General features: G+C 69.5%; 13 protein-coding genes and 1 pseudogene. 6 read left to right on the top strand and 8 right to left on the bottom strand.

What is annotated here, in order from left to right; genetic code table 11:
- A partial coding sequence (locus FXN61_RS40935) for a zinc-binding dehydrogenase (protein WP_167979245.1) occupies window positions 1-385 on the top strand: 385 nt, incomplete at its 5' end.
- Between the two features lie 15 nt (window positions 386-400).
- Here FXN61_RS40935 and FXN61_RS40930 read toward each other — a convergent pair.
- Window positions 401-1,303, bottom strand: a complete 903-nt coding sequence (locus FXN61_RS40930; protein WP_167979244.1) for a S1 family peptidase — start codon at window positions 1,301-1,303, stop codon at window positions 401-403.
- A gap of 219 nt (window positions 1,304-1,522) precedes the next feature.
- Here FXN61_RS40930 and FXN61_RS40925 point away from each other — a divergent pair, with 219 nt between their 5' ends.
- Window positions 1,523-2,107, top strand: a complete 585-nt coding sequence (locus tag FXN61_RS40925) for a hypothetical protein (RefSeq protein WP_167979243.1) — start codon at window positions 1,523-1,525, stop codon at window positions 2,105-2,107.
- Between the two features lie 114 nt (window positions 2,108-2,221).
- On the opposite strand, the gene FXN61_RS40920 is transcribed toward FXN61_RS40925, so the two are convergent.
- The 6 genes and pseudogenes from FXN61_RS40920 to FXN61_RS56740 all read right to left on the bottom strand — a co-directional run bounded on the left by FXN61_RS40920 (window position 2,222) and on the right by FXN61_RS56740 (window position 6,711).
- The gene (locus tag FXN61_RS40920; protein WP_167979242.1) at window positions 2,222-2,878 is read right to left on the bottom strand and encodes a response regulator transcription factor; all 657 of its coding nucleotides are present in this window, start codon (window positions 2,876-2,878) and stop codon (window positions 2,222-2,224) included.
- 2 nt (window positions 2,879-2,880) lie between these two features.
- Window positions 2,881-4,422, bottom strand: coding sequence for a sensor histidine kinase (locus tag FXN61_RS40915; protein ID WP_167979241.1), 1,542 nt, complete (start codon window positions 4,420-4,422; stop codon window positions 2,881-2,883).
- Between the two features lie 32 nt (window positions 4,423-4,454).
- Window positions 4,455-4,949: an LppU/SCO3897 family protein gene (locus FXN61_RS40910; RefSeq protein ID WP_167979240.1), complete on the bottom strand. Its 495-nt coding sequence runs from the start codon at window positions 4,947-4,949 to the stop codon at window positions 4,455-4,457.
- Between the two features lie 83 nt (window positions 4,950-5,032).
- Window positions 5,033-5,203: a sensor histidine kinase gene (locus FXN61_RS53605; protein WP_246292780.1), complete on the bottom strand. Its 171-nt coding sequence runs from the start codon at window positions 5,201-5,203 to the stop codon at window positions 5,033-5,035.
- Entirely contained in the window at window positions 5,200-5,601 is a 402-nt protein-coding gene (locus FXN61_RS57130) for a histidine kinase (protein WP_246292784.1), read from the bottom strand. The genes FXN61_RS53605 and FXN61_RS57130 overlap by 4 nt, the downstream gene beginning before the upstream one ends.
- A gap of 482 nt (window positions 5,602-6,083) precedes the next feature.
- A pseudogene (locus FXN61_RS56740) lies at window positions 6,084-6,711 on the bottom strand (response regulator).
- Between the two features lie 274 nt (window positions 6,712-6,985).
- On the opposite strand from FXN61_RS56740, the gene FXN61_RS40895 reads away from it, so the two are divergent.
- Window positions 6,986-8,245, top strand: coding sequence for a cation:proton antiporter (locus tag FXN61_RS40895; RefSeq protein WP_167979239.1), 1,260 nt, complete (start codon window positions 6,986-6,988; stop codon window positions 8,243-8,245).
- Window positions 8,246-8,279: 34 nt separating this feature from the next.
- Here the strand turns inward: FXN61_RS40895 and FXN61_RS40890 are convergent, their stop codons facing one another.
- Window positions 8,280-8,927: a fasciclin domain-containing protein gene (locus FXN61_RS40890; RefSeq protein ID WP_167979238.1), complete on the bottom strand. Its 648-nt coding sequence runs from the start codon at window positions 8,925-8,927 to the stop codon at window positions 8,280-8,282.
- A 163-nt stretch (window positions 8,928-9,090) separates the two neighbouring features.
- Here FXN61_RS40890 and FXN61_RS40885 point away from each other — a divergent pair, with 163 nt between their 5' ends.
- The 3 genes from FXN61_RS40885 to FXN61_RS40875 all read left to right on the top strand — a co-directional run.
- The gene (locus FXN61_RS40885) at window positions 9,091-10,782 is read left to right on the top strand and encodes a cytochrome c biogenesis protein DipZ (protein WP_167979237.1); all 1,692 of its coding nucleotides are present in this window, start codon (window positions 9,091-9,093) and stop codon (window positions 10,780-10,782) included.
- A gap of 89 nt (window positions 10,783-10,871) precedes the next feature.
- Window positions 10,872-11,474 (top strand): sigma-70 family RNA polymerase sigma factor, encoded by a 603-nt coding sequence (locus tag FXN61_RS40880; RefSeq protein WP_167979236.1) that lies wholly within the window; start codon window positions 10,872-10,874, stop codon window positions 11,472-11,474.
- Window positions 11,471-11,672, top strand: a 202-nt coding sequence (locus FXN61_RS40875) for a zf-HC2 domain-containing protein (RefSeq protein WP_188136035.1), incomplete at its 3' end; no start/stop codon positions are given. The genes FXN61_RS40880 and FXN61_RS40875, both read left to right, overlap by 4 nt.

Genomic DNA, 11,672 nt, shown 5'->3' with positions numbered 1-11,672 from the left:
CGATGACCTGGCCGCACGCTTCATCGAGGCCGCGCAGGGCGCCGACCTCCTGCTCGACCCGCTCTTCGGACCTCCCGCCGCCGCGGCCGCCCAGGCCCTGCGCCCAGGCGGCAGGTGGGTGAACCTCGGCGGCTCGGCTGGCGAGACGTGCCCGATCGGCTCGTCCACGCTGCGCAGCCGATCGTTGCGACTGTCCGGCTACACCAACAACGAGCTCACCGTGCAGCAGCGGGCGGACGCCATCTCGGCCGTCGCACGGCACTCGGCACAGGGCCTGCTCACCGTCGATCACGAGGTGGTGCCGCTCTCCGGCGTCGCCGACGCGTGGCGACGGCAAGCCGAAGGCGGCACCACCGGACGGGTCGTGCTCTCGCCCAGTCGTTGAAGCGGTGGGAGAGCGTTAACCGATGCGCGCGCCCACCGCCGCCAACGCCTTAGTGACGGGCTGGAAGAAGGTCACGCCACCGCTGCGGCAGTCGCCACTGCCACCCGACGTCAGGCCGATCGCGTCACCGTTGCGGGCGAACAACGGTCCGCCGCTGTCCCCGCCCTCCGCGCACACGGTCGTCTGGATCAGGCCGGTGACGCGGCCTTCCGGGTAGTTCACCGTGGCGTTGAGGCCGGTGACCCTGCCGGAGCGCAGCCCCGTCGTGCTGCCCATCCGCTGCACCTGCCTGCCGACCTGGGCTTCCGCCGCGCGCCGGATCTGCACGGTGCCGCCGTTTCCGGTGTCGACCTCGCTGGGTGCGTCGGCGTTCCGGTTGTTGTAGGTGAGCAGCGCGAAGTCACCGTTGCCGGGGAACGTCGAGTCCACCACGGTGGCCGCCGCCCTTCCGCCGGCGGACAACGAGAACTGCCTTCCCGCTGCCGTGCAGTGCCCTGCCGTGAGGAAGGCCGGGCGGTTGTCATCGGTGACGACGTTGAAGCCCAGCGAACAACGGCTGCCGCCGGCGAAGATCCCGTCGCCGCCCTCGGCGAACAGGCGGAACGTGCCGGATGTGCGCTGCAGCTTCACGCCGGCACCCATTGATTCCACTGTGGACACGAGGTTGTCCCACCGCGCTCCGGTCACCGTGCTGTCCGCGGTGACGAGGACCTCGTTCGTGGTCGGGTCGACGGCCCACGCGGTGCCAGGAGCGGAAGCCTTCTGCCGCAACGTCTCGGTGGCCTGAGCGGGCGTTGCGCGCGCGTCCTGCGCCGCCTGGCTCGCGGTGAACGTCGTGGCGGTGATCGCGACGGCCAGCAGTCCGACGCTCGCCGCGATCGCCTTGGCCCGGCCGTTGCCGTTGTGGTGCTTGCCCATGTGGTGCCCTCTCGTGAAGTCCGCGAATGGTCCAACAGTGGATTTCGTCGTGCGACGGCGGCAAGTTGCCGATCGTCTCGATCTCGCAAGACGGTCGGCCCTCGTAGTTCTCCGATCGGTTCGAGGCTTCGAACTCGGTGAACGTCCGGTGATCAGGTACGCGTACTCCCCGATCGAGTGGCTCCGCTGTGCAGCGGGCCCAACGGAAAGGAAGCGGACATGCCGGAGAACAACGTGAAGCGGGGCGTGCTGGTGGCGGCGCTGGCCGCAGTGGCGAGTTTCGGGACCATCGGGATTGCGACCGCAGGCCCCACCACAAGTACCACCGCAAGCCCAACGGCAAGTACGACCGCAAGCTCCTCGGCGAGCGCAACCGCAAGCACCACCCCCAGCACCACAACGAGTGCGGGCCAGAACCAGTGCAACGCTCAGCAGAAGCAGCAGGCGAACCAGGCCGCCGCGCAGGCGAAGAACCAGGCGGGACGGGCGCAGCGCGCGTCCAAGCGGGCCACGAACAACGCCAAGCGGGCCCAGCAGGCGGCGCAGCGGGCTCAGCAGAGGGCGAACGCCGCCAAGCAGGCCGCTCAGGCCGCCGCGCAGAAGGCTCAGCAGTCAGGGCAACAGGCCGACCGCACCCAGGCGAACCAGGCGCAGCAGCAAGCGAACCAGGCCGCAGCGCAGGCGACCAAGTCCAAGCAGCAGGCGACCGCGCAGGCCAACCGGGCCGCGCAGGCGCGCAAGGTCGTTGCGCAGCAGAACAACCGCTCGAACCAGGCCGCCGCGGCGGCGCGCAGGTGCGCGTAACGGCGACAAGAACCGCACTCGGCTGACACCGTGCCGGGCCGGCAACCGAGTGCACAGGTGGGAGGGAGCTCAGGCACGGCGGTCCTGAGCTCCTTTCCCAAACACACAACGTTTTCATCCCGTCGGGAGGAGGCCTGCGTCGTGGGCGATGATCGCGGCCTGCACGCGGTTGGCGCAGCCCAGCTTCGCGAGAATGCGGCTGACGTAGGTCTTGACGGTGCCCTCCCCCATGTAGAGCAGGCGGGCCGCTTCCGCGTTCGAGGCGCCGACTCCGACCAGCACCAGCACGTCGCGCTCGCGGTCGTTCAACGTGTCCACGAGCCGCTGCGCTTTCACGGAACGGCCGTCGGCCGGCGTCACGTGCGTGTCGATCAGGTCTTTGGCTACGCGCGGCGAGAGGATGGCACCGCCGTGCGCGGCCGCCCGCACCGCGTGGATCAGTTCCTGCGGCCCGCTGTCCTTCAACAGGAACCCCGCGGCTCCCGCCCGCAGCGCACGGGTGATGTACTCCTGTTCGCCGAACGTCGTCAGCATGACGACCTTGACCGCGGGCGCTCGCTCAGCGAGCTGCTCGGCGGCGATCAGGCCGTCGGTGCCCGGCATGCGGATGTCCACGAGAGCGACGTCGACCGGGTGCTCGCAGGCGATCCGCACCGCCTCTGCGCCGTCGCCGGCCTCCGCGATCACCTCGATGTCGTCGGCGTGCCGCAGGACCAGCCGGACGCCTTCGCGCAGCAGCTGTTCGTCGTCGGCCAGCATCACGTTGATCACGGTCAGGCCCCCGGCAGCAGGAAACGGGACTTCTCGACGAGGAGATCTCTCCGGAAGCAGTAGCGCTCGACCATGGCGGTCCCGTTCTCTTCGAAGTAGGTGTACGAGCAGTCGGCGTTCGGGGGCGGCGCCGGCTCGACGCCGCGTGACGCGATGCGGGCGATCGGGCTGTCCGATCCCACGTTCTGGGTGACCTGATCACGCGTGCTGCCGAGCGCGACCACCTCGAACACAGGCCGTCCGTCCGCATTGCCGGGAAGTTCGAACATCACCGTGTTGAAGGTGACGACGAGGATCGCGACCGCGCCGATCAGCCCGGTCGCCAGCACTGCTGCCATTCCGGCACGAGCAAATCCGTCCTCCGGCTTGTCAACCTGCGCCTCCGCCGCAAGGGCGAGAGGTGTGGTCGCGGCGAGTGAGAGTTCGGCGGTGACGCGGAATCCCTGTCCCGCCGACGGACCCGCGCTGAACGTGCCGCCGAGCAGCCGGACCCGTTCCTGCACACCCGCCAGACCGAGCCCGGTGCCCGGTGTCGCGGCGGCAGCACGCCCGTCGTCGGACACGCTGACGCGGACGCGGTCGTTGCCGTGCTCCACCAAGACTTCCGCTCGCGCTCCAGGCGCGTGGCGGCAGACGTTGGTGAGCCCTTCGCGCACGATCCGGTGCACCGCCTGCCGGACCGGTCTGGCCACTTCGGACAGGTCGGCGCCGGCCCAGGTCAGCGTGACGTGAACGCCGCCGGCCTGTGCCTGCCGCACGAGCTGGAAGATGTCCGCTCTCGTGCCGGTGTGGTCGGCGGGCCGGGTGGCCGCGGGCTCTGGCTGGCGGAGGATTCCCAGCGTCGCCCTCAACTCGTCCATCGCGGTGCGCACCGTCGTCCGGATGAGCCGCGCGGGTTCGCTCACGTGCCGCGTCGCGTCCATCTCCAGACTGCCCGCGTACAGGGAAATCAGGCTGAGGCGATGGCCGAGCAGGTCGTGCATCTCCTGCGCGATGCGTGAGCGTTCCTGCAGCCGTGCGGTGGATCCGGCGTAGTGCGACTGCTCACGCAGGGCACCGATCAGCTGTTCACGTTGCGCGAGAAGGGTTTGCACCACGACAGGGCCGGCGATCGTCACGAGCGCGGAGATGCCGAACTCGATGAACACGACCTTCCACTGGTACCCGGACCCGATCAGCCCGATCGTGAACGGCAGCAGAGCCGCCACCGTCAGCACCGCGGCCCGCCACCGCGTCGGCCCGACCCGCTCGGCGACGCTGTAGGACGCCAGGGCCAGCGCGATGCCGGTCGCCGGGTACCAGCCGAACAACGCCGCCGCCGCGAGCACCGCCACCACGGGGAACCGGCGCCGGAGCACGGCAGGCAGCACCGCGGCACCGGCGACCAGCGCCCCGACGCTGGGAACGTCACAGGGCGCGGGGCCCCAGTCCACCGTCACGTACTGGGTCGCCATGTAGGTGACGGCGGCGACGAACGCGAGCAGAGCCAGCTCATGGGCCAACGCCACCACTCGTGGAGTCGTCAGGGCCCGAGATGCGCTCATGTCTGGGTGTACGTACCGCGCCACCACCCGGTTTAGGCCGGTGTCTTCTGCACCGGCGAAAGGCAGTAGGTCGTAGGCGGTTCGGGGTAAACGATCGAGATCTGATCGTCCCCGCCGTCCGGGCACTCGGTGTCGATCCCCGCGGCCGGGATCACCTTGGCGACCTTGACGGTGTCCTCGCCCGTGCAGGCCGATCGGCCCCAGCTGTCCTCGTCGTCGGCCGGCCGGTAGCACGTGCCCTCGACGAGGTTGGGCAACAGGCAGAGCTTGCCGCCGCCGGAGCTGGGGACGACCGGGACGTACTCGTCGTCGTTGGCAGGGCAGTTCCCGCCGGAGTCGGCGAGCACCCTGCCGACCTTGAACCTCGCGTTCTCGGCGCCACAGCCGGTGCTCACGACGTCAGTGCGGTTGGAGACCGCGACGCACTCGCCCGCTTTCGCCTGCGGCCCACCGGCGGAGTTCATGACTACCAATGCCGCGGCGGCGGCGACCGCCAGTGCCGCGATGACCAGAACAGGTTTCCTCATACCTCTGACTACGGCCGCGGCGCACACGCGGGGCGACGGCGAACGTCTTCGCGATCGAGACGATGAGGGACTTGTGTTTTCCGTCAGCTCGTGAGCGGGAGCCGGAGCTGAAGCCGGAACCCTCCGTCACGGGTCGGCGTGGTCGTGATGTCGCCGCCCAGCAGTGCGGCTCGCTCCTGGAGCCCGACCAGACCGTGCCGCGCGCTCGGCAGCGCCAGCGTCGGGCGGGTCGGCGCGGTGTTGGTCACGGTCACGGTGAGATCGGTGTCGTCGTGCGCATCTCGACCGCCGCGGTGCTGCCGGGGGCGTGCTTGCGGACGTTGGTGAGCGCTTCCTGGATGGTGCGGTAGATCGTGCGCTGGAACGCCGAGTCGATGCCCTCCGGCGCGGCACCGGTCAGCGTGGTCTCGATCCCGCTGCCGGCGACCAGCCGGTCCACATCGGACAGTGTCGGCTGCGGTGTCAGCTCGGTGACGGAGCCGCCGGACGCGCGCAGCAGGTTCACCATGTGCCGCAGCTCGTCGAGGGTGTCGACGGAGAGCTTGCGGACGTTCTCGGCGGTGGTCCTGGCTTTCGGATCGGTGGTGGAGACGCTGAGCGCGCCCGCCTGCACAGCGATCAGGCTGACCTGGTGCGAGACGACGTCGTGCATCTCACGCGCGAGCTGGTTGCGTTCCCTGGCCAGCACCGCCTGAGCGTCGAGCCGCCGTTCGTGCTCGCGGGCCTGCCGGACCTCGTCCAGTGCCCGCACCAGCCAGCCCAGGAAGATCGGCGCGGCCGCCGTCATGACGGCGTAGATGAGGACGAGCACCAGATCGGCGCGCGAGGATTCGAGGTCCGTGCCCTGGAACACGAACCCGGCGGTGGCGAGCACCCCGCACCCGACGAGGAGGTACCGGTTCGCGGTCATCAATGCGATGGAGTAGAGGGCGATCGCCGTCGCCAGCGCACCGCCGACGAACACCAGCGCGGGCAGCGTCACCAGGAAGACCGCGACGGGCCACCGGTGCCGGAAGAGCAGTGCGACCACCGCCAGGACCGCGGCGGTGACGGCCAGCGGGTGGTCGGGTCCGTTGAACGCGAACTCGACGGCCGCGATCCCGATCAGGCCGACCTCGATCAGCGGTGTCCTGTTCACAGCAGGCCCGCACGCTGTGCCACGAGCGCCGCCTGCACCCGGCTGCCGACTCCGAGCTTGGTGAGAATGGCGGACACGTGGTCCTTCACCGTGCCGACGCTGATGTGGATCCGGCCGGCGATGTCCGTGTTGGACAGTCCGTCGGCGATCAGCACGAGCACCGCCCGTTCCCGCTCGGTCAGCCGGTCGATCTGCGCCGCCTCCGGTGAACCCGCGCCAGAGCCGAGGTATCCGTCCACGACCGTGCGCGTGACCTTCGGGGAGAGCACCACACCGCCGGCCTTGAGGGTGCGGACGAGCTGGGCGAGCTGGGCGGGCGCGGTGTCCTTGAGGATGAACCCGGCCGCACCCGACCGCAGCGCCGTCGCATGTACTCGTCGAGTCGAACGTCGTGAGCATCGCCACGACCGGCGGGTGCTGGAACCCGCGCAGCTGCCGCAGGATCGTGAGGCCGTCGACGTCCGGCATCCGGATGTCCAGCAGCACGACGTCGGGCTGGTGCAGGCTCGTCTCCTTGACCGCCTGCGCGCCCGTCACCGTCGCCACCACCTCGATGTCTCCCGCGGCCTCCAGGATCAGGCGGAATCCCGAGCGCACCAGCTCCTCGTCGTCGACGACGATCACACGAACCATGTGACCAGTCTCGGTGAAGCGGGGTCTCCCGTGCATCCGGGGGTCGGCGATCCGGCCTCCCCCGCCTGGCTGGCCGGCACCAGCCGGTCGGGGGGATCTTCGGGCCGGGTCACCGGTGTCCGTCTGGTGGGACGCGCGGTCCTCGCCGTCTCCGGCTACGGCGGACCATGGGCAGCGATCACCACGCTGGCCGACGCGCCGTCCGTCAACCCGAAACCGGCCCCTCCGCAGGTCCTCTTAGGACCGCTTGGGCGAAGATGAGCGCATGAACTCGTTGTTGCTCGCCGCGGCGTTCGCCATGGTCGTCCGATCACTGGCGGCGAACCGGCTGGACCGGTGGTACCTCGGCGCGCCGATCGTGATGGTGCTGGCCGGCGTCGCGGTCGGGCTGCTCAACGAGAACGCCATCGCCGACGGCCTGAACACCGAGTCGGTGCAGCACGCGGCGGAGATCATCCTCGCCGTCCTGCTCTTCGTCGACGCCACCGAGGTGCGCGCGGGCCGTCTGTGGGGCGCCTATCCCCGTCTCGTGGCCAGGGTGCTGCTCGTGGCCATGCCGGCGAGCATCGCACTGGCCGCGCTGCTGGGCTGGCTGTTCTTCCCCGGCCTGCCGTGGGCCGTCCTGCTGCTGATCGCGTGCGTGACGGTGCCGACCGACTTCGCCCCGGCGGAACGGGTGGTCCGCGACCGTGCGTTGTCGGCGCGGGTGCGGAGCACGTTGAACGTCGAGAGCGGCTACAACGACGGCATCGTCTCGCCCCTGTTCCTGTTCGCGCTGATCCTGGCGGGCGACGCGTCCCAGGAACGGACGCCGCTCGAGGCACTGGGCACCGTGCTGCCGTTCGCGGTCAAGGCTCTCGTCGCCGGCGTCGTGATCGGCGTCGTCCTCGGCTGGCTGATGGACCGGGCACACCAGGCGGGATGGGTGACCGATCAGAGCGCGCGTGTCGCGGTGTTGCTGGCACCGTTGCTGACCTACACGGCGACCGTGGCCATCGACGGCAACGGCTTCGTCGCCTCGTTCGTCTGCGGTATCGCGTTCCGCTACGTGCACCGGCTCCTCAAGGCCCGCCACGTCCACAAAGGACGCGCCGAGGCCCGTTCCGACGCGCTGGACACCGACCTCCACCTCCTGGAGGACGTCACCGGGCTGTTGACGATGACCATGTGGTTCGTCGTCGGCATCGCCTCCGTGCTGATCTTCTCCCTGGGCGTCTCGTGGCAGGAAGTGCTCTTCTGCGTCGCCGTTCTCACGGTGATCCGCCTCGTGCCCGTGCTTCTCTCGTTCACCGGGTCACGGCTGTCCGGGCGTGAACGCGTGCTCATCGGGGCGTTGGGGCCGCGCGGTACGACGACGATCGTGTTCGGGCTGCTGGCGTTCAACAAGCTGCCGGAAGGGACCGCTGCCGACACGATCCTGACCATCACGGTGGTCTGCGTGCTGGGAAGCGTCGCGCTGCACGGCATCGGGGCCAAGCCGGTGGCACAGCTGTTGGCAACGCCCGAAAAGCGGGCTGCCGGCTGAACCGCGGGAGTGCGGTTCAGCCGGCCGGCGGTCGTCACTGCGGCAGCAGGACCGAGTCGATCAGGTAGACGGTCGCGTTCGCGGTGTGCACGCCGCCGCAGATCACGTTGGCGTCGTTGACCTTCAGGGCGTTGCCGGACCCGGTCACCTTGACCACGCCGGTCTGCACGGTCTTCTGGTCACCGACGATCTTGTCCGGCGAGACCTGACCGGGCACCACGTGGTAGGTGAGGATCTTGGTGAGCAGCGCGTCGTCGGTCTTGAGCTTCTCGATCGTGGCGGCGTCGATCTTCGCGAACGCGGAGTCGACCGGCGCGAAGACGGTGAACTCGCCGCCGTTGAGGGTCGAGACCAGGTTCACCTTCGGGTTGAGCTTGCCGGACACCGCGCTGACCAGCGTCGTGAGCAGCGGGTTGTTGCTCGCGGCGACGGCGACCGGGTCTGCGGCCATGCCCGGCACGGAGCCGGCTCCACTGGGGACCTGCTTGGCGTAGTCGGCGCAGCCGGGGCCGACGAGGTCACGGGCGGGGTCGGCCATCGCCGCCGACGACGGCGCGGTCGAAGTGGGCGCGGTGCTGGAGCTGCTGCTGCTCGCCATGTCGCCCGAGCCGCAGGCCGCGGCGAACAAGGTGAGCGAGGCGGCGCCGATGGCCAGGGCGGTGCTGCGGACGGTCTTGTTCATAACAGGACATCTCCAAAGAGTGGTCGAGCGATTGCTTCTCGTGATTCGCCACCCCTCGGGGAACGGATGGGTGCGGTTACCGATCCGTTACCCGAACCTCGACTGGCCACAGCAGACTCTCCCCGCCGGCAATCCGCGTGCCGCCCGGTTCCGAAGCACAGGCATGCTGACCCTCGGTCTCATCGGCCTGATCGGCGGCCTGGTCACCGGCATCTCGCCGTGCATCCTGCCCGTTCTCCCCGTCATCTTCTTCTCCGGCGGCGCACAAGGTGCCCGCACGGACGGCGTTTCCCGCTCACGGCCGTTCCTCGTGATCGCGGGGCTGGTGGTCAGCTTCAGCCTGGTCACGCTCTTCGGCTCGCTGTTGTTGTCTCTGCTCGGCCTGCCGCAGGACGTGCTGCGCTGGTCGGGCATCGTGGTGCTCGCGCTGATCGGCGCGGGCCTGATCGTGCCGCGGTTCGAACAGCTGCTGGAGAAGCCGTTCACGTGGATTCCCCAGCGCAGCCCGGATCCCAGCAGAGGCGGGTTCGCACTGGGACTGGCGCTGGGCGCGGTCTACGTGCCGTGCGCGGGTCCCGTGCTGGCCGCCATCACCGTGGCCGGGTCCACCGGGCAGGTCGGCGCGGACACCGTCGTGCTGACGCTCACCTTCGCGGTGGGCGCGGCGGTCCCGCTGCTGGTGTTCGCGCTCGCCGGTCGCCGGGTCGCCGAACGGGTGCGGGCGTTCCGCAAGCGCCAGCGCGGCGTCCGCGTCACGGCGGGCGTCGTGATGATCGCGCTGGCGGTGGGACTGGTGTTCAACCTGCCGCAGCTCCTGCAGCGCCTCGTTCCCGACTACACCAGCGACCTGCAGGCCAAGGTGAACAACTCCGAGCAGGTCCGCAAAGCGCTGAACCTCGGCGGGCTCGTCAACGACCAGAACAAGGATCTCGACAAGTGCTCCGACGGAGCGCCGGAACTGGAGAGCTGCGGGACCGCACCGGACATCACCGGCGTGAAGCAGTGGCTCAACTCCCCCAGCGTGGATCTGAAAGCCTTGCGGGGCAAGGTGGTGCTGCTCGACTTCTGGGCCTACTCCTGCATCAACTGCCAGCGCTCCCTGCCGCACGTCACCGCGTGGGACAAGGCCTACCGCGACGCCGGCCTGCAGGTCATCGGCGTGCACTCACCGGAGTACGCGTTCGAGAAGGAACCGGCCAACGTGCAGGCCGCCGCGAAGAACTTCGGCATCACCTACCCGGTCGCGCTGGACAACGACCTGGCCACGTGGACCAACTACCGCAACCGCTACTGGCCGGCGCATTACCTCGTCGACGCCCAGGGCACCGTGCGGCACATCAAGTTCGGTGAGGGCGACTACCGGACCACCGAGAAACTGATCAGGCAGCTGCTGAGCGACGCCAACGCCGGCGTGAAGCTGCCACCGGCCACGGAGCTGGAAGACGACACACCGGTCGTCGCCGACATCACCAGGGAGACCTACCTCGGGTCCACCAAACGCGTGAACTTCGCCGGCACCGAGACCTACACCAGCGGCGAGAAGTCCTTCCGGTTCCCGGAGAACCAGGCCAGGGACAGCTTCGCGCTCGAAGGCGACTGGACGTTGACCAGCCAGTACATCTCCCCCACCGGGCAAGCGGCGCGGATCCGGCTCGACTACCGCGCCAAGGAGTTGCGGATGGTGTTGTCCGGCAAGGGAACCGTCACCTACGAGCAGAACGGCCGGACCAGGACCGTTCAGGTCGACGGCACGCCCGACTCGTACCAGCTCCTCGCGACCGCAGAGATCGACACGGGTGCGCTCACCGCGACCGTCAGCCCCGGCGTTCAGGCCTATTCCTTCACGTTCGGCTGAGCGTGCCCGCGGTGACGACGCATCCAGCACCGATCCGACGGCGCTCCCGCTCCGAACACCAGGAGACAACGCTGAGGAGAGGACGCCCGATGCCGAAGCTCGAGCGGTCGCTGCAGAGCCAGCCGCGCGACGCCGGCCACCCGGCCGAGCCGACTGCCGACGATCTGCTGCCCCTCGTGGCACGCGGCGACGAGAGCGCGTTCGAGCGGCTGTACGACGTCGTGTCCGGGTTGGTGTTCGGCCTGATCAGACGGGTCGTGCGGGATCAGGCGCAGTCGGAGGAGGTGTTCCAGGAGGTGATGCTCGAAGTGTGGCGGACCGCGACCAGGTTCGACCCCGCCAGGGGCAGCGCCAACACCTGGATCATGACGCTGACGCACCGCCGGGCCGTCGACCGTGTCCGTTCCGCGCAGGCGGCGACCCACCGCGAGGAGCACGTGGCGCGGCTCGACCCGAACCGGCCGTTCGACGAGGTGAGCGAACAGGTCTCCGGCCGCCTGGAACGACGTCAGGTGCGCCGGTGCCTGAGCTTCCTCACCGATCTGCAGCGCGAGTCCGTGCTGCTCGCCTACTACCAGGGCTATTCCTATCCCGAGGTCGCGAGCCTGCTGGGACTTCCGCTCGGCACGGTCAAGACCAGGATGCGCGACGGCCTGATCAGACTCCGCGACTGCATGGGGGTGACCGGATGAGGAGCACCTCCGCCGACCTGCACACGCTCACCGGCGCCTACGCCGTGAACGCCCTGTCGGACACCGAACGCGCGGCGTTCGAGACACATCTGATCCGCTGCGAGAGCTGTGCCACCGAGGTCGCCGAGCTCGCGGCCACGGCCACCCGCCTCGGCGCGGCGGTCGACTTCCCGCCGCCACCCCAGCTGCGGGCACGGG

It is taken from the genome of Lentzea indica (assembly GCF_012184385.1).
GTDB classification, from domain to species: domain Bacteria; phylum Actinomycetota; class Actinomycetes; order Mycobacteriales; family Pseudonocardiaceae; genus Lentzea; species Lentzea indica.
Note: the sequence above shows the minus strand (reverse complement) of the source record. Positions and strands in the feature narration are given on the sequence as shown.